At 68.3% G+C, this 21,620-nt stretch carries 21 protein-coding genes and 1 pseudogene; 10 read left to right on the top strand and 12 right to left on the bottom strand.

Going from position 1 to position 21,620, the window contains the following annotated elements; genetic code table 11:
• From APZ21_RS13655 to APZ21_RS34015, 4 genes are all read right to left on the bottom strand, one after another.
• Positions 1 to 984, bottom strand: coding sequence for a glutamate ABC transporter substrate-binding protein (locus APZ21_RS13655; protein ID WP_239476616.1), 984 nt, complete (start codon positions 982 to 984; stop codon positions 1 to 3).
• Complete coding sequence (locus tag APZ21_RS13650) at positions 981 to 2,252, bottom strand: hypothetical protein (protein ID WP_239476615.1); 1,272 nt, start codon at positions 2,250 to 2,252, stop codon at positions 981 to 983. Before APZ21_RS13650 ends, APZ21_RS13655 begins: the two co-directional genes overlap by 4 nt.
• A 341-nt stretch (positions 2,253 to 2,593) precedes the next feature.
• Positions 2,594 to 2,929, bottom strand: coding sequence for a hypothetical protein (locus tag APZ21_RS13645; protein WP_054813673.1), 336 nt, complete (start codon positions 2,927 to 2,929; stop codon positions 2,594 to 2,596).
• Between the two features lie 17 nt (positions 2,930 to 2,946).
• A complete protein-coding gene (locus tag APZ21_RS34015) occupies positions 2,947 to 4,716 on the bottom strand; it encodes a hypothetical protein (protein ID WP_156371061.1) in 1,770 nt (589 codons plus the stop codon).
• Between the two features lie 714 nt (positions 4,717 to 5,430).
• On the opposite strand from APZ21_RS34015, the gene APZ21_RS35985 reads away from it, so the two are divergent.
• Together APZ21_RS35985 and APZ21_RS34010 are read left to right on the top strand one after the other, a co-directional pair.
• Positions 5,431 to 5,556, top strand: coding sequence for a hypothetical protein (locus APZ21_RS35985; protein WP_275426204.1), 126 nt, complete (start codon positions 5,431 to 5,433; stop codon positions 5,554 to 5,556).
• Positions 5,557 to 5,777: 221 nt separating this feature from the next.
• Positions 5,778 to 5,933 carry a hypothetical protein gene (locus tag APZ21_RS34010; protein WP_156371060.1) on the top strand — a complete coding sequence of 52 codons (156 nt, stop codon included), beginning with the start codon at positions 5,778 to 5,780 and terminating at the stop codon, positions 5,931 to 5,933.
• 2 nt (positions 5,934 to 5,935) lie between these two features.
• On the opposite strand, the gene APZ21_RS13635 is transcribed toward APZ21_RS34010, so the two are convergent.
• The 8 genes from APZ21_RS13635 to APZ21_RS13605 form a co-directional block, all read right to left on the bottom strand.
• The gene (locus tag APZ21_RS13635; protein WP_054813671.1) at positions 5,936 to 6,439 is read right to left on the bottom strand and encodes an RICIN domain-containing protein; all 504 of its coding nucleotides are present in this window, start codon (positions 6,437 to 6,439) and stop codon (positions 5,936 to 5,938) included.
• A gap of 312 nt (positions 6,440 to 6,751) precedes the next feature.
• Positions 6,752 to 7,696, bottom strand: a complete 945-nt coding sequence (locus APZ21_RS13630; RefSeq protein ID WP_162240335.1) for an AraC family transcriptional regulator — start codon at positions 7,694 to 7,696, stop codon at positions 6,752 to 6,754.
• Between the two features lie 114 nt (positions 7,697 to 7,810).
• The gene (locus tag APZ21_RS13625; protein ID WP_156371059.1) at positions 7,811 to 8,419 is read right to left on the bottom strand and encodes a helix-turn-helix transcriptional regulator; all 609 of its coding nucleotides are present in this window, start codon (positions 8,417 to 8,419) and stop codon (positions 7,811 to 7,813) included.
• A gap of 493 nt (positions 8,420 to 8,912) precedes the next feature.
• Positions 8,913 to 9,245 (bottom strand): hypothetical protein, encoded by a 333-nt coding sequence (locus tag APZ21_RS34720; RefSeq protein WP_054813668.1) that lies wholly within the window; start codon positions 9,243 to 9,245, stop codon positions 8,913 to 8,915.
• On the bottom strand, positions 9,151 to 9,498 hold the full coding sequence (locus APZ21_RS32960) for an SDR family oxidoreductase (protein ID WP_275426205.1): 348 nt from the start codon (positions 9,496 to 9,498) through the stop codon (positions 9,151 to 9,153). Before APZ21_RS32960 ends, APZ21_RS34720 begins: the two co-directional genes overlap by 95 nt.
• A gap of 399 nt (positions 9,499 to 9,897) precedes the next feature.
• Positions 9,898 to 10,749: an SDR family oxidoreductase gene (locus APZ21_RS13615; RefSeq protein WP_054813667.1), complete on the bottom strand. Its 852-nt coding sequence runs from the start codon at positions 10,747 to 10,749 to the stop codon at positions 9,898 to 9,900.
• Positions 10,750 to 10,815: 66 nt separating this feature from the next.
• Entirely contained in the window at positions 10,816 to 11,856 is a 1,041-nt protein-coding gene (locus tag APZ21_RS13610; protein WP_054813666.1) for an AraC family transcriptional regulator, read from the bottom strand.
• Positions 11,857 to 12,216: 360 nt separating this feature from the next.
• On the bottom strand, positions 12,217 to 13,206 hold the full coding sequence (locus tag APZ21_RS13605) for a YeiH family protein (protein ID WP_054813665.1): 990 nt from the start codon (positions 13,204 to 13,206) through the stop codon (positions 12,217 to 12,219).
• A 119-nt stretch (positions 13,207 to 13,325) separates the two neighbouring features.
• Here APZ21_RS13605 and APZ21_RS13600 point away from each other — a divergent pair, with 119 nt between their 5' ends.
• The 8 genes and pseudogenes from APZ21_RS13600 to fdxA all read left to right on the top strand — a co-directional run bounded on the left by APZ21_RS13600 (position 13,326) and on the right by fdxA (position 21,612).
• Positions 13,326 to 14,255, top strand: coding sequence for a LysR family transcriptional regulator (locus APZ21_RS13600; protein ID WP_054813664.1), 930 nt, complete (start codon positions 13,326 to 13,328; stop codon positions 14,253 to 14,255).
• Between the two features lie 122 nt (positions 14,256 to 14,377).
• Positions 14,378 to 15,205, top strand: a complete 828-nt coding sequence (locus APZ21_RS13595; protein WP_082393075.1) for a GntR family transcriptional regulator — start codon at positions 14,378 to 14,380, stop codon at positions 15,203 to 15,205.
• A gap of 2 nt (positions 15,206 to 15,207) precedes the next feature.
• A pseudogene (locus tag APZ21_RS13590) lies at positions 15,208 to 17,912 on the top strand (fumarate reductase/succinate dehydrogenase flavoprotein subunit).
• Complete coding sequence (locus APZ21_RS13585; protein WP_054813663.1) at positions 17,912 to 18,139, top strand: 4Fe-4S dicluster domain-containing protein; 228 nt, start codon at positions 17,912 to 17,914, stop codon at positions 18,137 to 18,139. The pseudogene APZ21_RS13590 and the gene APZ21_RS13585 overlap by 1 nt, the downstream one beginning before the upstream one ends.
• An 18-nt stretch (positions 18,140 to 18,157) precedes the next feature.
• Entirely contained in the window at positions 18,158 to 19,597 is a 1,440-nt protein-coding gene (locus tag APZ21_RS13580) for an ABC transporter substrate-binding protein (RefSeq protein ID WP_054813662.1), read from the top strand.
• 21 nt (positions 19,598 to 19,618) lie between these two features.
• Complete coding sequence (locus tag APZ21_RS13575; protein WP_054813661.1) at positions 19,619 to 20,485, top strand: ABC transporter permease; 867 nt, start codon at positions 19,619 to 19,621, stop codon at positions 20,483 to 20,485.
• Positions 20,482 to 21,264, top strand: a complete 783-nt coding sequence (locus APZ21_RS13570; protein WP_054813660.1) for an ABC transporter ATP-binding protein — start codon at positions 20,482 to 20,484, stop codon at positions 21,262 to 21,264. Before APZ21_RS13575 ends, APZ21_RS13570 begins: the two co-directional genes overlap by 4 nt.
• Before the next feature lie 12 nt (positions 21,265 to 21,276).
• The gene (gene fdxA / locus APZ21_RS13565; RefSeq protein WP_054813659.1) at positions 21,277 to 21,612 is read left to right on the top strand and encodes a ferredoxin; all 336 of its coding nucleotides are present in this window, start codon (positions 21,277 to 21,279) and stop codon (positions 21,610 to 21,612) included.
• Positions 21,613 to 21,620 lie beyond the last annotated feature (8 nt).

Here is a 21,620-nt window from a genome sequence, read left to right as displayed (position 1 = left end):
TCAATCGCTGTACTTCGGGGTCGGCGGGGTCGGGGTCGGGCCGAGCACGCTGAGTCGCTGTTCGTAGATGCGTTGCCAGGTGCCGTCGGAGCGTATGCGTTCCAGCACGGCGTTGACGAAGCGGACCAGATCCGCGTTGCCCTTGGCGATGCCGACGGCGTACGCGCCGTCGCCGATGGGATCGCCCACCACCGACAGGTTGCGGTCCTGGGCCACCAGCCCGTACAGAATCGGGTCGTCGCCGCTGACGGCGTCCACGTGGCCCTGCTGGAGCGCGGCCAGGCAGTCGGTCCAGTTCGTCACGCCCAGCACCGTGACCCGCGTCGGCAGCGCGAACAGCGGACCCGCCGAGGTGGTGCCGTTGGCCACGCACACGCGTTTGCCGCGCAGGTCGTCCGTCGAGCGGATCGACGAACCGGTCGGCACCAGAATGCGTTGGGCCGCACGGTAGTAGACGGCGGAGAAGTCGACGTCCTGGCGGCGCTGACAGGTCGCGGAGAAGGTGCGCACCACCAGGTCGACGGTGTGTTCCTTCAGCGCGGTGGTCCGTTCCGCGGCGGTCACCGAGCGCAATTCGACGCGATCGGGGTCGCCGAACAGTGCGCGGGCGATCTCGCGCGCGATGTCGATGTCGAAACCCTCGAGCCGGCCGGTGGTGGGATCGCGGAACCCGAACAGATAGGTGTTCTGGTCCACGCCGATCCGCACGCGGCCCCGCGCGACGATCTCGGCCATCGGCGTTCCCGCGGGCATCGCGGCGGGGCTCGGCAGTGCGCCCGGACGCAGACTGGCTTCGGCCGAGCAGTCCTGCTCCGATTGCGGGGCCATCGTGATCGGGGCGAACTCGTGCGGTGTCGGGTCGACCGCGGACAGCGACAGCGGCTCCGGCGTCGCCACCCGCGCACCGCACCCGGCTGCCGCGAGTAGACAGATCGCGGCCGCCACCAGCCTTATCGCCCTGTGCTCGATCACTGCGCGCTTCACAGAAACTCCTTCAGCCGCGGCCACAGCCCCACCACGATCGCCCCGGCCGCGCCGAGCATGAGCAGCAACATCACGACGGGACTCCAGCTCAGCGCGTCACCGGCGTCGTCGACGTCGCCGCGCAGTTCGGCGCGCACGCGGACAAGGTCCTCGCCGAGGGTGTTGTCCACGGCGGCGAAACGCAGCGCCGAACTCTGCGGTTCGGTGCCGATCGCCTGCCGCAGCGCGGCGTTGTAGTCGGCGGCCTGATATGCCCGCACCTGGACGAGATGGCCGTCGGTCCAGGTGTCCACGCTCTCGCGGGCCCTGGAATCCGCGCCGAGTACCGCGATCACCTCGCTGCGCAACCGGCCGGTGTGATCGGTGTAGCTCTGCTCGCCCTGGGCGATGTCGCCGCGCACGATGAGTTGCAGTGTCTCGTCGGTGCGCGCCTGCTGGGCCAGGATCCGCGCCTCGGCCAGGGATTCGAATCGTTCGCTCGCCCCGGATGCACCGTTGTCGAGCGTGGTCCCGGCGACCGCGGTCGAGGCCAGCGCCCACAGCAGCGCCGCCACCGTCGCGCCCGCCGCGCCCGCGACCCCCGGATTCACCCACCGATTCGTGCGCCGCACCAGCAGATACGAACCCGCCCCGCACGCGAGCAGGACCAGCAGCAACAGCACGACCGTGGTTCCCGGCGTCGCCTCGATGTCACGTTGATCGGAGCGCAGCGCGGCGAAGCGATCCGAACTGAGCTGTTCGGCGTTCTTCAACAGCGAATCCTGCATGAGCCCGGAGGCTTCGCGCAGATAGGCCGAGCCGACCGGATAGCCGAGCCGGTTGTTGGCCCGCGCGGTCTCCACCAGTCCGGTGTAGGCGGGCAGTTCGGCGGCGATGCGGGCGACGATCTGCCGGGTGCGGTCGTCCGAGGCGCCCGCGGTGGCGTCGGCCAGCGCGGCCGCGGCGTCGGCGAGCGCCCGCTGATAGCGCTCGCGCACCTCGGAGGTCTCGATACCGCCGGACAGGAACGCCTCGGCCGCGGCCGCGTCGGCGCTCGACAGGGCGACGTAGAGACGCTGTGCCGCGAACGCCACCGGTTCGGTGTGGGCGAGCACCCGCTCGTGCCGGGATACCTTGGCGTCGAGTTGATTCGCGCCGACGAACCCCGCCAGCAGGCACAGCACCACCGAGACCACAGCGACCGAGACCAGCAACCCCGGCGTGGTGACCGCGAAGCGCCGCAACCACGCGGCCGCGTCGCGCACGGTCGCCGGTAGGCGAGATCCCACATCGTCCCCCTTCGATATCCCCGCGGACTCTCCGCACGCGATAGTACGGGAGGAGGTTTCGGCGTGCGCGTCTTCGTATCCGGTGTGCGGCGCGCGAACTCGACATCCGGGATCACCGCGCGCCGTCGCCGAGCCGAAATCCGCGACGGCACCGCGTGGAGACCGCCACGCGCGCCCGCGAAGCCGGCGCGCCGGTGGCGGAAAACGACCGCGAACAGGCAGGAAAAAGGTGGAAATGGCGCGGCGGTCGGTCCTAGCGTTGGAGCCAGGCTTTCCGAACGGCAGGAATGGAGGGGATCTGCCGTCGGTAGCCGCTTTCGTCCACGGCCGGCACCGTCGACCTATGCCTGCGGGCCCGCCGACGGATCGTCGCGCGATGTCCTGTCGCCGCTTGTCGTGACGGTCCGTTGGAACATGACGGCGGCGATCGCGGATGTCCCGTTGAACCGCCAGTACGCCACGAAGTAGGCGAGGATGCCGACAGCGAGTCCGATGGCGTACCAGGCGAATGCGTTGGCGTCGCCGTAATGGCCGGTGACGACTCCGCCGCCGATCGCGGCGAGCACACTGGTGAGGTCTCCGATCGCGGTCTTGTCCGCGGTGCGGACCAGGGTCCGATAGGTGATCGCGCCTACGATGACGCCGAACACGACGGCGCCGATCTCAGCGAATTTCATTGAGCACTCCAAGGGAATCAGGGGCGCAACCGTAGGTCGGCGACGCCGTAGAGGGTGTAGGCGAGACCGAGGGTGTTTCCGCGACCGATCAGCTGCCACCGCAGCGTCCGAATGGCCTGTCCTACAGTTGAATCGTTCTTCAATACCAGGCCGAGCAGTTGTCGAGTCGCCCACCCCGCCGCGCCCTGCTCGACAGCGATCTCGGTACCGACCACCGCGGCCGCCCCTGCACGGTTGACAAACGCGTTGACCAGGTTCGACAGCGAGGAGGTGGTGAATTCGGCGGTGTGGCAGCCGTTGAGCACCACGAGCGGCTTACGGATCGCCCAATGTGGATACGGCCAGGGTCCGCCGGGCAGGCGCCAACCGGCGATGTCCTCCTCGCAGATCACGGTGTCGCCGAAGCACAATCCGGCGGCCGGTCTCTGCCCGGTGGCGTGTTTCAGGTAGCCGCCGTGACAATAGAGGTAGGCCAGATCCATCCAGTCTCCCGCCAGTGCGGCAGCCAGTTGGGAACCGTCGCGGACGACATCGACGACAATCGAGTCCGAGGCGAACAGTCCGCGCAGCTCGGCCAGATGTGCGGCGGTCAACGCGGCATCGAGGTTGCGGTCCACCACAACCGCGGCCGCGGGAGGTTCGGGTCCGAAATGGACGTGCCGCACCATGTTGTCCACACGCGGTGGCTGTTCGAGCACACTCGACAGCCCCCAGAACCCGAACGGACACAGCGTATTCCCGCTGTGGTCGGGTTCAGGACAATACGCGGGGATACCGTCGGCGCGTCCGCCGGGGCCGAATCGATCCACCGAAGGACACACCCGGTAGGGCGTATTCGGGTCTTGCGGCATCGGCATGTCGTAGACCAGTGCCCACGGGATCGACAGCCGTGCCGCGTCGAGGTCCGTGGCGACGGCCTCAGCGATGTTGAGCACCGGCGGATGCCCCCGCGCTCTGGCTTCGTGGCGCACCAGAGCGGCCATCGTGTCGAACACGACGTTATCGGCGAACAGACGGTTGTACATGGTCCATCCGAACCGCGCCAGACCGGCGAGATCCGACTCGAACTGCGCGGCCGACTTGCTGTAGGTGGCATCAGCATTGGCGCGTGGACCTCGCGGTGTGTCGGTCAGGTGCTGGTCGTAGAGCAGTTGACGGGCGGCCCGCGCGGCATTGTCGGCGGCGTTGAGATTGATGGAGACGGGGTTGTCGACGAACGGCAGGGCGTTGACGATGGCCCTGCCGCTGCCGCCGGGCACGAACACGCTGGCCACCCGATCCGACAGTGGGCCGATATCGTCGAATCTCGAGGTGAGTCGGTACATCAGCCGCGCTCGAACACCACCCGCTGTCGAATTCGAGGACAGGCGCGTGATCGGCAACGTCAATTCCTGGACGTGCACTGCCACCGCCTCGAAATACACGGCCAGGACACCCGTCCACTCGACACCGTCGACATCAGGGGTCCGCAATGGAAACCGTGCCCAACTCGCACGGTCGCAGTGGGGGCCATGGACAGGACCGGCACAATCACAACCCCACATCGGCGCGGGATCGCGCACCGTCAGCTCTCGCACCGTCGGCCCGCCACCGCCCTCCATGTCGAGCAACACACGCAGTCTCGACGCCCGCTCGGGCAGCAGTTCCCGTGGCCACCGCCCATCCGGTTCGGGCAACAGACTCGCCGGATGGTGCGGACCGATATTGACGGCCAGCGAATAGGCGGTGGCCGGGCGCAACGCGGACCCGCTCGGAATCGTCTGCCCGGAGTCGGCGGCCGTGATCATGGTGTTGACGCTCCGCACGCCCGAACCCGATACCTCGGCAAGTCTCGGATCGACTCTCGAGTTCCAATCGGTCGTGGAAGTACCGCCGTTGGTAGATCGACTCTCTCTCGATCCGTGTCGCGCCAGATGGTGAATCCGTTCCGTCACCGGGTTCCGGTGATCGGAACCGTCCGGCATCCGCTGCGATGGACTTTCCGGCTCACCGCCCCACCGCGGCGGTCCTGCCGCCGGCTCCCGTTGCGGGACCCCTCCGGCCTCCGGCCGTGGCCCTCCGTCCACTGTCGGCGTATTCGGCCGAGTGGCTCTCGGGCGCCCGCGCGGTCGCGGCAGCTTCCGATACCCACCACTGTCTGATTCATCCGGCCGGGGCCGGTGCGACGCGAGGAAGTCGAACTCGGCCGTTCGAGCCCCGATCGCCACCACCGTGGCCGCAGACCACGGTCGTCGCGCGAGTTCGAGATTCCGGGCAGCCTCGACGAGCGTCGCCGACCGATGCAATACCGAGGGCAGTAGCCCGCCCCGCTGCGACACCACCGCGAAAGTCGTGATCTCGGTGGACGAGCGGGCCAGATATCCGATTTCCGCGGCGACATCGTCAGGCTTCTCACCGCCGGCTACCACACAGTCCATCAACAGCACGACGGGTCCGGCCCGTCCGCTTTCCAGCGCCGCGAATACATCCTGAACCGACAACTCGCCTCGGGAACTGATGAGGTGCAATCCCCCACGCGCCCCGGTGATCTCACCGACGACGTAGACCACCAGCGGACCGACTGGGCGTGCCGCATCGATCAAATCCTCGATATCCGCCGGGCGTATCGATACTTCCAGGTCGCGTGACCGAAGAACCTCGATGGCGAGCCCGAGCATGTGACGGGGCCTGTCGCGCTCGCCCGACTTCAGCAGCAGCGCCCGCGTGTCGGTCGGCGACCGACCGCCGCTGTCCCTGACCATGGGCCTCCCCTCCCGATCGCAAGCGCACCGACCCCCGATGGATTTTCGCACGTACCGCGACCGACAACGCCGGCCACACGCGAATGTGACCCGCCGTGCGGGGATTCGTGACCCACGGCATCGTACCGGCGACCGAGCGGCTGGTCCTCACAGCTTGGCTGCCGTCGGATCTCGATGAACCGGCCGAATTGCACTCCGATCCGATAACGAAGCAGCACGCCCTCCCCGAAAACGGGAAGGGCGTGCTGGGTATGGTGTTCTGAGATCACACTCCGACGCGTGCACGGGCTTTCGAATCCGCGAAAGCCATCGTTGCGCCCTTCTGGTAAGGCGTCCACATTTGAGTGCGGTCACCGCTGGGCACGTTGGGCTGAAGGGTGACCGGACAGTCCTTACCGTGTCCGGTTATCACATAATCCATATACTTCATGCTCAGGATGACTGTCTGATCGTATTGCGGGCGCAGCAGCCAGCGCTGAGACAGCTTGCCCGGTTCGGCATCCGCCAATCCGATCGGTTCGGACTCGATGGTTGCCTCGATGTTCTTGCCCAGAAAGTTCGGATTCGTGGGGTTGGCGGATGTGATCGTATACACATCCTCCTCCGCGTAGGTGCCGACCTTTGTCAACCGCCAAACCTGGTTGACAAAGGTCGAACTACGCGTCCAGATCTCCGCCAAGCTGTATGCGTCGAGATTGGTGTCGTCCGCGAAGTTCTGGAAAGTGACCTGGTCGGGATTGATCCCGGCTAGCTGAGGGTTGCTCGACATGATGTTCCCCTTCTGTCGCGGTCTGAGGCTGTCAGTACTGTCCTGGAAATATTGACAGGATGTAACTCAGCGAAGATTGGCTTCAGTTGGATGGAACTGTCTGACGTGTACGCATCGGTAGTAATACCTACCGGCAAAATCTTCATAAGCATCGCAGAGTTCAGAGCAAGGCGCAAGACCCGCCTGACCTGCGAAAAAGGGGTGTGATGCGCCCGAACGCCGATCGGTGAGGAACGTGTCATTAGCGCGGCCGACGAGGTCGACGGGCCGCGGCCGACGGTATATCGCTTACCGGCCCCGTCCGCGCGGCGGCTATTTCTCGGCGGTGTCACCGAAGAGTTGTTCGCGGGTCTCGGCCGGGGTTCGCCCGTAGTGGTCTCGATATGCCTCGCGGAATCTGCGCAGGCTGGGAAATCCTTCCTGACGCGCTATTTCGGCGATGTCGACCGGTAATGCGCTGCGCAATCGCCGATGCGCGCGTTCGAGACGAACCGTGCGCAACATGACACCCACCGCCGGGTACCCGGCCTCTTTCAGCGCCCTGTACAGCGTCCGCTCCGCCAGGCCCACCATCGCGGCGATATCGGCCGGGGTGACGGTGCGGTCATGGGCGCACTCTTCGATCAGCGCTCTCGCGCGTTCCACCTCTCTCGCACGTGGACCGGAGGTGATGGCCGGGTACGGATTGAGTGCCCCGTCCAACTGTGTGAGCACACTGGCGTAGGCCACGCTGAAGTCCGCTGCCGTCCAGCCGACAGCCGCGTCGAGCCATCGGACCTGGGCCGCGAGTCCGCCCACCAGCGGACGTGTCTCGTCCATCACCAACGGGGCGTTCGCGGCGCGTACCGGATCGACCATGCCTTCGGGGACGGTCAGGATCAGTGCGGTGATGTCCTGGTCGTGCGTCATATACAGCGGTCTGCCCCAATGGAAGAAGCTGATCCTGCCCGGGTGGAGGAGTTCCCTGGAATCACCTTGTTCGAATCGAAAAGACCCGTGCAGCGGAACGAGCAGGCGGTAGCTGTTCTCGCCGTCGCCGCGACGAATATGGCTTGTCGAACGTCGGTATTCCAGTGCGGCGCTGGTGAATCTGACCAGTTGAAGTCGCCCGACGTTCTGGGCGGAGGCTTCTGACCGAAACGCGTTGTCGGGGAACGTCAGCCCGACCGGCCCCTGCCTGCTACTGAGATACCAATCCCAGGATCCGGTCGGGTCGGCGACATCGGTCGAGAAATCCTCTCGACGATATTCGGCCACGCGGACCATCCTTTCACCACGGCCCGCCGGTCGACGACAAACAGCTATCGGATTGCCAGAAGTACAATACATCCCACGAACTGCGCGGTCGGGGATGGGTCCGCGCGCCGACGGCTACGACGGCCGCGCCTTGCGGGACCGATCGCCCACCCGGCGTGGTCGTTTCGCCGCTTCGGCCTCGACCTCCTCGATTCGCTCCTCGGGCACGAGGTCGATGATGTCGGCGCGCGAGGTGATCATGAGTTTCTGAAGGGTCGAGGCCATCTGCGCGTCGACGGTCTTGGAGGAGCTGCCACGGCGAACGGCGATCGCGCTGTTGGTCCAGCCCGCCGCCGCCAGGACCGCCACCTGTCGTTCTGCCACCGACAAATGGTTCCACAGTGGGCGAATGCCCTTCTCGGCGGCGGATTCGCGCCGGGGCAGCCGGTCCTCGGACAGCGTGCCCAATGCGAGGTGTTGCACTTCGCTTCGTTCGGGACGCAGCCCGCGGCCTCGGCGTTCGGCGACGGCGTATCGTTCCGGTCCGAGCGTGTCACGGGCGATGTCGACGACCCGACTCGACACGTCCGCGATCGGACCGAGGGCGCCGATATCGATCCCCATCTGCGCCATCTCCCGCGCGGCCCCGCCGGCGAGATGCGCGATCTCCGTGGCAGATTCGACCGATGCCGCCCGGTCGGCGTCGGTCGCGGCGTCGGTGATGATCCGAGCCGACGTGCCCATGCGCACGTACACCGCCAATGCCGCGCCTCATCGCTCCCTGGCCGCGATTTGATGTGCCAGTGCGGTGCGCCCGAGGGCCAGGGCTTCGCTCGGGTCGTCGCCGTACCTGGTCAACGCGATCGCCCTGGTCAGTTCCGCTCCTGCTCCGGCTCACGTCCAACGAACCTGTCCGTCGCCGCCATGACATCCTCAACACGAGTTCGGCGCGTCGCCCGCCGACGGAGCGGCGGTGTGGGCGCCCAACGCACCCGGAAGCGGGATTTCGCGATGGGACAGTCCAGGTCCGCTGACCAGCAGACAACGCGAGCTTCATCGCGATCGTCGTTGATACGCGAGCAACCCGGACCGTCCCGAGTTGTGGCAACGACGTTGCTACTGGACGCACGATCTGTCAAACCAATTGTGGCCGAGCACAATACGGCCGATACCCCCTATTCCACGCTCGGCGCTGGACCCATGTCGGACCTGTTACCGCCGAGCGGCTGCCCGGCAATCACCCCGTCTGCGTCGGAAAGGGACCGGATTCCGCGGTACGCGCAACGGTCTCCAGCTGGTTGAGCGGCAACACCGAGCGGGGCGCCGGACTCGCCGCGATCGAATCCCTCACCCGGTCGGCCTCGACGTCGGCGAGCCGTGTGCTCTCACCCGGCGGTCGACCATCGACCGAGGCGGAAGACGCGGCCGGACCAGCCGGTTCTGGGCGCGCGGCGGCGAATTCGGCACGGTCGTCGTCACCGTGCTCCTCGGTCGCGACGACGGACTCGCCCGCCCGGGGCGGCGAGAGCGGCGCATAACCGGTGGACAGCACGCCGTCGGCGAGGATCACCTGACCACGACGCGCGCGGTGAGGCGAGAAAGGCGACGACCTCGGCGAAATCCTCAGCGGTGCCGAGACGGCGCAGCGCGGTGGCGGCCGTGATCGCCCGTCGCATGGCGTCCGCGTCCGGGGACTGATCCGCCACCGGGCCGACCGGTCTATCCGCAGCGGCGATGTTCACCCGGATGCCGCGCGCGGCGTATTCGACGGCGAGGTGGAATGTCATCGCTTCCACCGCCGCCTCAGTGGGGGCAACGTTCATCGGAGCAACGTTCATCGGACCGACTCCTCACCGGAAGAAATGTGGACGCCGAAATTCTGGAAGTCGGAACAGCCGTAGCGCATCGGTAGATCACGGAGTGCGCATACCTATGGCGGCGGTGGTGGCGGCCCGACGACCACCGACGCGTCCTGCTCCCACCGGGTTCGACCACGGCCTCTTCCCGAACGAGCCGGTCGGGAGCTACCTACGTATGTCCATCACGGCAACCGTCGAGCGATCATCCCTGTCGACGGCGCACTGGCCCATCTCGTGACCGTGATCCACCGGCGACTCGAGTTGCGGCGTTGTCAGGCGGCCGAGGGGCAGATTCTGGCGATGACGTAGTTCTCTCGGGCCACCGGGCTCCCGAGCCGGTAGCTCGTGCCCCCATGAACACGCCTACCGCGCGACGTCGCCGCGGAGTGCGTAATGGAACGCCCGGTTCATGCCGTGCATGGCAAGGGTGTAGGCGGGCGGGAAATGGCGCTGGGCCCAGTGGCCGAGGCGGATATCGTTGGAGGTGAAGACCATGTACCTGTTGCGTTCCACCCCGCGCACGACGATCTTCGCCGCCTTGTCCGCTGTGACGGCGTGGCGGCGGAATGCGGTCATGGCGCGTTGGATGGTTCGGTCCTGTCGGTCGATGCCTGCGATGTCGACGCTGTCGACCATGGGCGTCGCCATCGCCCCGGGGCATACCAGGCTCACTCGGATTCCGTGACGGCGCAGGTCGAATCGCAGTACCTCCGACACCCCGCGCAGGCCGAATTTGGCCGCGCTGTACGGGGCGTGCCAGGGCAGGCCGAACAATCCGGCCGCCGACGAGACGTTCACCAGATGTCCGCCGCGACGCGCGGCGATCATGCGCGGCACGAACTCCTCGATGACGTGGATGGGCCCCATGAGATCGATATCGATGGTGCGCCGCCACTGCTGGTGGGTCAGTCGCTCCACCGTGCCCCAGGTGGCGATACCGGCGACGTTCATCACGATATCGACGCTGTCGACCACGGCGTGCGCCTCGGCGGCCAGCGCCGCCACCGCCTCGCGATCGGTGATGTCGATGGCCTTGTCGAGGTGGACCTTGGCGCCGGTGGCGCGCAGTTCGGCGGCGGTGTGAGCGAGGCCGTCGGCATCGATATCGGTGAGCATCAGCGACGCGCCCTTGGCCGCGGACGCGAAGGCGATGCCGCGGCCGAGACCGCCGGCCGCGCCGGTGACCAGGCAGCACTTACCGTCGAATCTCGTCATGGCATGACCCTAACGTCTACGAACAACCATGTCTATTAGAGACTCGGCGTCGCGTCTGAGACGATGTCAATTCGCGCCGACCGGCCGGTATCGGCTATCGCACAGCCGGATTCGGTACTCCTGCGGCGGACAGCCGTTCCAGCGGCGGAAGGCGCGGATGAAGGAGGCGGCCTCGGCGTATCCCAGCCGGGCGGCGAGCTGTTCGGTGGTCATATCGGTCTGGGCGAGCAGTTCCTCCGACAGGGTCTGGCGGACCTCGTCGAGCAGGGCGCGAAAGGAGGTCCCCTGCTGATGGAGTCTGCGCGAGAGTGTGCGCGGACTCATGAACAACTCGGTCGCCACCGCGACCTGGTCCGGGATCGCACCGGGATTGCGCACCAGCAGATCTCGCACGGTCGCGGCCATGCCGTCGCGGGGGTGCGCACGCGCCAGCAGATCCCGGCACAGTTGCTCGCAGGCCGCGCGGGCGCGTTCACTCGGGCGCGGCAGCGGCAGATCCACCCGGTGCCGATCGAAGACGAGCGCGTTGACCGCCGCGCCGAAGGAGGGCGCCACCCCGAAGATCTCGCGATGACGGGCGGTATCGCGCGGGGCGGGGTGGCGGAATTCCACCCGCGTCGGCGCGACCGCGGCGCCGAACATCTCGTGTCCGATGGGGCCGAAGCCGGCCAGCGCGCGTTCGGCGAGGAATGTGCGCAGCTCCGCGGGTAGGTCGGAGTCGTCGAGTCGCAGGCCCACCTGCGCGCCGGATTCCTCGAGGGTGAGCCGTCCGCAGACGAACCTCGCCTCCAGGTAGCGCCGTGTCACCTCGATCATCTCGCGCACGGTCCGGCTGCTCAGCATCGCCAGACCCCACGGCCCCGACGGCGAAAGCCGGGTCCGGCTGCCGGCCAGCGCGCCCAGCCCGGGTTCGTCGCAGCGCCGCACCAGATTCGCCACGACCCGCAGTTCTTCGCGCGCGGTGATCTCCAGTGACGTATCACGGCCTGCCTCCGGCGGCACCGAGGTACCCGCCAGACACGCCGTCGCGGATATCCCGCGTTCCTCGGCGAGCTCGATGAGGTCGTGAACGCTGGAAGTATGGCGGCGGAGATCCCAGTCGAGCATGTAGTCGCATTCCGATCGAACGTGTACCAGACGGTTTGGCGCAACCTATCAACGACCGGCCCGCGATTGGTGTGAAACGACGAACTTTCGCGTTATCACACGTAATTCCTGCACTCGGGAGCCCCGGAATTCGTCGTCTTTCCGGTTTCGGAGTCGCTCGGGCGCACCGCGATCCCTACCCGACGGACGCCGGACAGACGGTGCCGCGGATGTCGGGCCTTCGAGGGCTCGAACGTGAACGGACACAACGGGTCTGACGGCCTCGCGGCCGAGCCTGCGCGACCGGTCGGATCCCCGCGTCCGTTGACCGCCCGAGACCCCGCGCCGAACGCCACGACACCGGTGTCCGCGGCCCCGTCCTCATCGCCACCCGAAGGCCGATTGCAGGGCGAGACTGCCCACCGCGAGCACCACGGCCAACACGCCGCCGTAGAGCAGAGGTCCGGCACCTGCCTCTCGCAGCCTGGCCCAGCTCAGGCCGGTGCCGACGGCCGCGAGCACCGCCGCGATGAGCCAGGCGCTGAGACGGGCGAGCGGCGGCGTCCAGTTCGCGGGCACCAGACCGAGACCCGCGAGCGCCGACGCCGCGACGAACAGAACGACGAACAGCGGAAACGACCGCCACAGCGGCCTGTCGTCGCGGCGCCGCGACGACAGTTGCAGCCCGAGACACAGCGGGACGATCATCAGGCTGCGGACCAACTTCACGACCACCGCGAAATGCGCGGCGACGCCGCCGTAGACGACACCCGCCGCCAGGACCGAGGACGTGTCGTTGATGGCGGTGCCCGCCCACAGCCCGAACGCCTCCTGCGACAGCCCGAGGAGATGACCGATCGGCGGGAAAACCAGCACCGCAACGATATTGAACACGAAGATCGTCGTCAGCGCATAGCCGACCCGGTCGCGATCCGGTTTCATCACCGCGGTCACCGCGGCGATCGCCGATGCGCCGCAGATCGTCGTACCCGCCGCCACGAGGGTCGCGGACTCGGGGTCGAGGGCGAGCAGCCGGCCGACGAGCACCGCCGCCACCGCGCCGATGATCAACGTCCCGATCAACACCCCCGCGGTGCGACTGCCCACCGACACCACCGAGCCGAACGGAAGCCCGAGCCCGAGCAGCACGATCGCGGTCCCGAGAAGGCGCCCGCGGGCCATCGTCAGGCCCGGATCCACGGCGTCGGCACCGAGGGCCGACCGCCGCAGCAGCAGTCCCGACAGCGCGCCGCCCGCGAGCGCGAGCATCGGCACGCCCACCGCGGGCAGTGCGCCGCCGATGATCGTGGCGGCGGTGGCGATGAGGGCGGCGAGCGCGAGCCCCGGGCCGTATCTGCGCGTAATCGTCATCCCTCAGACGATCGCCGGCGCGCGACGCGACCGGTAGACGGCGAAAAACGAGGACCTCATAAGCGTTGCTGATGGGTCGGGGATGCCGCCCGCACGAGCTGTGCCCATAATCGGTGCCCATGCCCCTTCCCCCGGGTATGCCCGACCTGGCCGTGCTCGATCTGCTCGTCTCCGTCTCGGAGCTGGGCAGCCTCGGCGCGGCCGCGCGCAGGCACGGCATCACCCAGCCCGCCGCCAGCATGCGCATCACCGCGCTCGAGCGGCAGCTCCGGCTGCGGCTGGTGGAGCGGGGTCCCACCGGTTCGACGCTCACCGAGGCGGGACGTGCCGTCGTCGCGCAGGCGCTGCCGGTACTCGCCGCCGCCGCGGCATTCGGTGCGGGGGTGGCGGCCGTGCATTCCGCCGAGGTGCCGAGATTGCGCATCGCGGCCTCGAAAACCATTGCCGACCATCGCATTCCACAGTGGCTGACCGCCCTGCGTCAGACCTGCCCCGATGTCGCGGTCGCCTTGGATGTCGACAACACCCGGCAGGTCGAGGCGCTGGTGCGCGACGGCACGGCCGAGATCGGCTTCGTCGAAGGGCCGCATCCGCCACCCGGACTCGGCAATCGCGTGATCGGCGCCGACGAACTCGTCGTGGTCGTCGCCCCCGGTCACCCGTGGGCCGACCGCGACGAACCCCTGTCACTGCGCGAACTCGCCACGACTCCGCTGCTGTGGCGCGAACCGGGCTCGGGCACCCGCGACACCATCTGGGAGATCCTGGTCGCCGAATGCCAGCCTGCCCGCCCGGCCGCTGAACTCGGCTCCGCCGCCGCCATCGTCGCGGCCGCCCGCGCCGGAGTCGCGCCCGCGGTCCTGAGCCGACTGATCGCGGGCGCCGATATCGCCCGCGGTGCGCTGCGGGCGGTCCGATCGGCCGAATCGATCACCCTGACCAGACGTTTCCGCGCCATCTGGCGACCGGCGAATCCCCCGTCCGGTGCCGGTCGAATATTGACCGAGCACGCGGTGAGTATCGAACGCTACCGCGAAGACAAGTGGTAATACTCCGCACAGTGAAGATGTCTGCGCAGGTCAGAGCCTCGTCGCAGAAGCCGGAACTGGCGTAACCGCCCGGTAATTGCAGGAAACTTCGCGCGTAACGATCCATTTCCAGCATTTGCCGCATGACAGGCAACACGCATCAGGGAATGGCGACCCGGGGCGAGACCCGGGATCCTGCGCCCGGTCGTCGCTCGGCGCCTGCGCGGCGGATAAGGGATATTCTGCGGGCCAGAATCCGCAGCGGCGTCTACGGAAACCGGCCACTGCCCGCGGAATCCCAACTGGCCGCCGATTTCGGGACCAGCCGCAATATCGTCCGCGACGCGCTGACACTGCTGCGCGACGAGGGACTCGTCGACCGGGTCCCCGGTGCGGGCACCTTCGTTCTGGCGGACAAGGCGGTGCAGGGACTGGACCGGCTGCGCGGGCTGGCCGAGACCTTCGAGACCGGCAGCGACCGCGTGGTGAACCGGGTGCTGCTCGCCGAGATCGTGCCCGCGACCCCGCTGGTCGCCGAACGTCTCGAGCTCGAACCCGCGACTCCGGTCGTCGCGCTGGAACGCATCCGCTACCTCGACGGCTCCCCGCTCTCGCTCGACGCGAGCTATCTCACCGCGGACGTCGGCGAACCGCTGCTCGGGCTCGACCTCACCGGCTGCGACGTCTTCGGACTGCTCGAGGCCGAACTGGGCCTGCCGCTCGGATCGGCCGCGGTGTCGATCGAGGCCGTGGCGGCGGATCCGACGGTGGCGGGGCTGCTCGAGGTCAGGTCCGGCTCGCCGCTGCTGTTCCTGGAACGACTCACCTACACCGATTCCGGCCGACCCATCGACCTCGAGTACGTCCGCTATCGCGGCGACCGTTTCTCGCTGTCGGGTCGGCTGCACCGCACACCGGTCACACCGAATCGCGGTGCGTCCGAACCGAGGAAAGGGGCTGATCAGCGATGACCATGACGATCCCACCGGTCGCGCAGCGCCGGGAGATGAGCTGCGACGTACTCGTCGTCGGAGGCGGCACGGCCGGGACCATGGCCGCGCTCACCGCGGCCCGCAACGGCGCGAACGTCCTGTTGTTGGAGAAGGCGCACGTGCGGCACTCCGGGGCGCTCGCCATGGGTATGGACGGGGTGAACAACGCCGTCGTGCCGGGAAAGGCGAGTCCGGAGGACTACGTCGCCGACATCACCATCGCCAACGACGGCATCGTCAACCAGCGCACCGTCTACCGAACCGCCACCCGCGGATTCGAGATGGTGCAGCGGCTCGAGAGCTACGGTGTCAAGTTCGAGAAGGACGAACACGGCGAGTACGCGGTCCGCAAGGTGCACCGGTCGGGCAGCTACGTGCTGCCCATGCCCGAGGGCCGCGACGTGAAGAAGGTGCTCTACCGGGTGCTGCGCGCCCGCGACGTGCGCGCCAAGGTGACCATCAGCAATCGGGTGATGCCGGTGCGGGTGCTCACCGTGGACGGCCGGGCGGTCGGCGCGGTGGGATTCGACACCCGCAGCGGCGAATTCGTCACCATTTCGGCGGGCGCGGTGATCCTGGCGACGGGCGCGTGCGGCCGACTGGGACTGCCCGCCAGCGGCTATCTCTACGGCACCTACGAGAACCCGACGAACGCGGGCGACGGCTACGCCATGGCCTACCACGCGGGCGCGGAACTGTCGGGCATCGAATGCTTCCAGATCAACCCGCTCATCAAGGACTACAACGGTCCGGCCTGCGCGTATGTCGCCAATCCATTCGGCGGGTACCAGGTCAACGGCGAGGGCAATCGTTTCGTCGATTGCGACTACTGGTCGGGCACGATGATGGCCGAGGTCAAACGCGAACTCGACAGCGCGCGCGGGCCGATCTACCTCAAGCTCAGCCATCTCTCCGATGCCACCATCGCCCAGATCGAAGGCATCCTGCACACCACCGAACGTCCCACCCGCGGCACCTTCCACGCCGGTCGCGGCACCGACTACCGCACCCGTGACATCGAGATGCACATATCCGAAATCGGTTTGTGCAGTGGGCATTCCGCCTCGGGGGTGTGGGTGGACGAACACGCGGCGACCACCGTGGCCGGACTCTACGCCGCCGGCGACATGGCCCTGGTGCCGCACAACTACATGATCGGGGCGTTCGTCTACGGCGACATCGCGGGCGAGAGCGCCACCGAATACGCCGCGGGCGCCGCGCGAGCGGCGCTGCCCGAAGACCAGATCGAGGCCGCGCACGCGCTGATCTACCGGCCGCTGGGCAATGCGGACGGTCCGCCACAGCAGCAGGTCGAATACAAGTTGCGCCGGTTCGTGAACGACTACCTGCAACCGCCGAAGACGCAGCGCTACCTGACGTTGGGACTGGAGGCATTCGAGCGCATGCACGGCGATATCGCCCGCATGGGCGGGCGCACACCGCACGAGCTGATGCGCTGCGCCGAGGTGAGTTTCATTCGTGACTGCGCCGAGATGGCGGCCCGAGCCTCGCTGCGCCGCACCGAGAGCCGGTGGGGGCTCTACCATCAGCGAGCCGACCGTCCCGAACGCGACGACACCGAATGGTTCTGCCATCTCAACCTGTTCCGCGGCGAGAGCGGCGACATGCGTTTCACCACTCGGCCGGTCGCGCCCTACATCGTCCCGGTCCCCGGTTTCGTCCGCCCCGACGGCGTCGCCGATGTCGCGGCCCCGGAACTGGTCGGCGCGTGGAGCGCGCGGTGAGCGCGGCCGCCGACGACGCCCGGCGGGCTCCGGCAGGCGGTGCGCGCCTGGTGGAACTGATGGAGCTGGCCGAGGAATGTCCTGACCTGTCGGAACTGCGACCGTACCTGACCGATCCGAATCCCGAGGTCCGGCGAACCGCGCTCTCGGTACTGAGCGAGACCACCGAGGAGTGGGCGCAGGCATCCCCGCTCATCGCCGCGGGCATGGCCGACGAGGACGTCACGGTGCGGCACGCGGCCATCGGCCTGCTGACCGAACTGCTCGAGGTCATCGTCGCGGGCCCGGAATTCGACGCGGCACTGCGCGGCTGCCGCACCGCACCCGAACCCGCGGTGCGCGGCGCGGCCGTCGAGGCGCTGTGGCGGCACCGCCGAATCGGGGCCGCCGAACTGGCCGGGTGGCGCGGCGATCCGAATGCCGAGGTGCGCCGCGCCGTGATCGGCGGACTCACCTCGCTGGACGCACTCGGCGAACTCGACGACGCCGCCGCCGACCCGGCGCCTCTGGTGCGCATCGCCGTGGCGAAGGGCATCGCGGCGGTGGGCGATCCGCGGGGCACGACGACGTTGCTCGTGCTCGCGGCGGATCCCGATCCGCTGGTGCGCGCCGCCGCGCTGACCGGATTCGCCGCCACCGGATGCAGCGCCGAGGCCGCCGCGGTGGCGGCCGCGGCATGCGCGGACCCCGCGTGGCAGGTGCGCCAGGGCGCCGCCGTCGCCCTGTCCGTCGCGGATCCCGAATTCGCGGCACCCCAACTGATCTCGGCCGTCACCGACGACAACCTCGACGTCCGCAAGGCCGCCGTGCGCGCACTGGCCGAGCGCATCGCCGAACATCCCGAAGTCACCGCGGCCCTCCGTACCGCACTGGAGGACCCGGACGCCGATGTCCGCGCATTCGCGCGCATCGGCATCGCCAACGCTGGAAAGGACATCTGATGGCTCAGGTCGACACCAGAATCGACGTGCCGGTCACGATCGACGAGGACAAATGCATCGACGGCTGCACGCTGTGCGTCGACATGTGTCCGCTGGACTCGCTCGCGATCCACCCCGACACCGGCAAGGCGTACATGCACGTCGACGAGTGCTGGTACTGCGGCCCGTGCGCGGCGCGCTGCCCGGTCGGGGCCGTCACCGTCGACATCCCCTACCTGCTGCGCTGAATTCGAGCGAAGGACATCATGATGAGGCTCGACCACATACGGGCGCGCGGAGGCAGACTCGGCGCGCTTCTGCTCGGCGTCGCCGCCGTCGCCACCACTGTCGCGGGCTGCGGTTCCGGCGCCGACGACGGCACCGTCGTCGTGAACGTCGGATACCAGTCCAAGACCATCAACACCGTCACCGCGGGCACACTGCTGCGTGACCGCGGAACCTTCGAGGCGAAACTGGCCGAACTCGGCGCGGCCAAGGGCGTGCGCTACCGGGTGGAGTGGAAGGACTTCGCCTCGGGTCCGCCGCTGACCGCGCAGATGCTGGCCGGTCAGGTCGACATCGGCTCCATGGGCGACGCGCCCGTCCTGGTCAACGGGTCCAAGACCCGCGATCACGCCGACGTCCGGTCCGAGCTCATCGCGGTCACCGGCTACAACCTGCGCGGATCGCTGAATCAGGTGGTGGTTCCGGTGGATTCGCCCGCCGCCACGCTCACCGACCTGCGCGGCAAGGTGGTCTCCACCAGCATCGGATCGGCCGCGCACGGCATGCTCGCCACCGGACTGTCCGCCGCGGGCCTGAGTCTCGACGACGTGAGACTGCTCGGCCAGGATCCCCCGGTCGGCGCGTCGGCGTTGCAGGGCGACCAGGTGGCCGCGCTCGCGCAATTCGTGCCGTGGCCACAGAAACTGGTGTTCGACGGCACCGCGCGACTGCTCTACGACGGCGGCAGCGCGAACATCCCGACATTCCACGCCGTGGTCGCCAACGAGCGCTTCGGTGAGCGCAACCCCGATGTGATCGCCGCGTTCCTCGCCGCCCAGCGCGAGACCACCGACTACGTCAACCGCGAACCACTCGCCGCCGCCCAGCGTGTCGCCGAGCTCACCGGAATACCGGCGGAAGTCGTGTATCTCTACAACGGGCCCAACGGATTGGTCAGCTTCGACCCCACCATCAAACAGCCGCTGGTGGAGGCCCTCGCGAAACTGCTGCCCTTCCTGAAGGGACTCGGCGCGCTGGCAGATCTCGATCTCGGCGAGTTCGTCGACGACCGTTACGTGCGAGCGCTGTACGGATCCGACTACGAGACCCGGCGCGCCGACACCCGACCGCCGAGTCCGCTGACCGGTGAGGACCCGATATGCGGTGGCTCCGTGCGGGATTCGGCGACCGCTTCGGAGGTGTGGTTCGACGGTGCGACAACCACTTCGGTGGCGCGCACCCCGACCTGCCTGCTGCGCCGGATCAACGGCCAGAGCGCCCGGGTCCGCGCCGCTTACGTCCCCGACGCCGCCACCGGCACCAGGGTCTTCGCCTCGAGCGCGACCTGGGTGGACGATCCGACCGCCGGTCCCGACGACCGGATGCGGCCGTTCGCCGTGCGCGCCGAAGCGCAGTCCTACGCGAACGCGCACCCGGGCAGCACCGTCGTCGACTACCGGGCCGCGCTGCTCGCACGCTAGCAACCGATCAGGAGAGTTCCCATGACCCTGTCCACCGAGACGATGCCCGTCGCCCGGCCGACACCCACCGACCCACCCGCCCGCGCCGCGGTCGCGGTCCCGCGATTCGCGGTCCCCGCCCGGCTGCGCAGGACCCTGCTCACCGCCGTTCCCTTGGTCGCCTTGCTGCTCCTGTGGCATCTGCTGACGGCCAACCAGGTGGTCTTCTGGCTGCGTTTCGACAAGATCCCCACTCCCGGTGAGGTTTTCGACGCGCTGAAGACCCAGTCGGTCACCGCATCCTACTACCGCGACATCCTTTCCAGCACCCGCCGCATCCTGCTCGGATTCGGCTTGGCCACCGTCGGGGGCGTGCTCGTCGGCATGGCGATCGGACGCTCGCCGCTGGTGAGCGCCCTCGTGCGACCGGTGCTCGAGGTCTTCCGGCCGATACCGGCCATCGCCCTCGTCCCGCTGGCGATCCTGCTGTTCCCGACCGGCGAGCAGGGCATCGTCTTCATCACCACCTTCGCCGCGTTCTTCCCCGTCGCGGTCAGCACGATCCACGCCATGCACGCCCTGCCCAAGGTGTGGGAGGAGGCCGCACGGACGCTGGGCGCGCGCCGTAGGGAGATCCTGTTCCGTATCGCGCTGCCGGGCGCGCTGCCCGGAATATTCTCGGGACTGTCCGTGGCGATGGGCGTGGCGTGGATCTGCGTGATCAGCGCGGAGATGATCTCGGGACAGTTCGGAATCGGATACTTCACCTGGCAGTCCTACGGATTGCTCGACTACGCGAGTGTGATGGTCGGCATGCTGACCATCGGTGTGCTCGGCTGGGTCACCGCCTGGCTGGTGGAGATGGCGGGCAGGCGGGTCAACCGCTGGCTGCCGAGGGCCGCGCGATGAGCGGCGGTGCCGCGGTGCGGATGCGTGGACTGCGGATCGCCTACGGCGACAGTCCGGCCGCCGAGGTGGATCTCGACGTGGACGCGGGCGAGATCGTGGTGCTGCTCGGTCCGTCGGGATGCGGGAAGTCGACGATCCTGCGCGCGCTCGCCGGATTGTTGGCGCCGGTCGCGGGCACGGCGTCGATCGACGGCAGCCCCGTCGCGGCCTCGACCGCGCGGTGCGCCATGATGTTCCAGGACGACGCCCTGCTGCCGTGGCGCACCGCGCGCAAGAACGTCGAATTCGCCATGCAGCTGCGGCGGGTGCCGCGCGGTGCGCGGCGCGAGGCGGCGGGCGAGCTGTTGCGGCAGGTCGGGCTGGACGGATTCGGCGACCACCTGCCCGGGGCATTGTCCGGCGGTATGCGCCAGCGCGTCCAGCTCGCCCGCACGCTGGCCGCGCAGCCGCGGGTACTGCTGATGGACGAACCCTTCGGCGCGCTCGACGCCCAGACCCGTGCCGAGATGCAGCGACTGCTCGTCTCGGTGTGGCAGCGCCACCGGACCACGGTGCTGTTCGTCACCCACGATGTCGATGAGGCGCTGCTGCTCGCCGACCGAATCGTGCTGCTGACCGCGCGACCCGCCCGTATCCAGCAGATCATCACCATCGACAACCCCCGCGCACCCGGTGCGCGGTTCGAACCCGAATTCGCCCGCACGCGTTTCGAAATCCTGGCCGCACTGGGCGAGTCGACCGAACCGGCCGCCCTGGCCGGTCACGAGACCGGGCATTGAGAGGAGACCATCGTGACCTTCGTCATCGGCGCCGCCTGTGTGGACGTGATGGATCGGGCCTGCGTGGAGGAGTGTCCCGTGGATTGCATCTACACCGGCGACCGCATGGCCTACATCCAGCCCGCCGAATGCGTCGACTGCGGTGCGTGTGAACCGGTCTGTCCGGTCGAGGCCATCCACCTCGACTCCGAGATCCCCGCCGGGCAGGAACAATTCGTCGCCGAGAACGCCCGATTCTTCGCCGAACCGCTTCCGGGTCGGGACGCGGCGCTCGGCTCGCCGGGCGGCGCCGCGGCGGTCGGCGAGATCGGTGCCGATACCGCGTTCGTCGCGGCGTACCGATCATGATCGGCACC

This window comes from Nocardia arizonensis, from assembly GCF_001310275.1.
Classification (GTDB): domain Bacteria; phylum Actinomycetota; class Actinomycetes; order Mycobacteriales; family Mycobacteriaceae; genus Nocardia; species Nocardia arizonensis.
The sequence above is the reverse complement of the archived record's forward strand: the minus strand, read 5'-3'. Positions and strand labels throughout refer to the sequence as shown.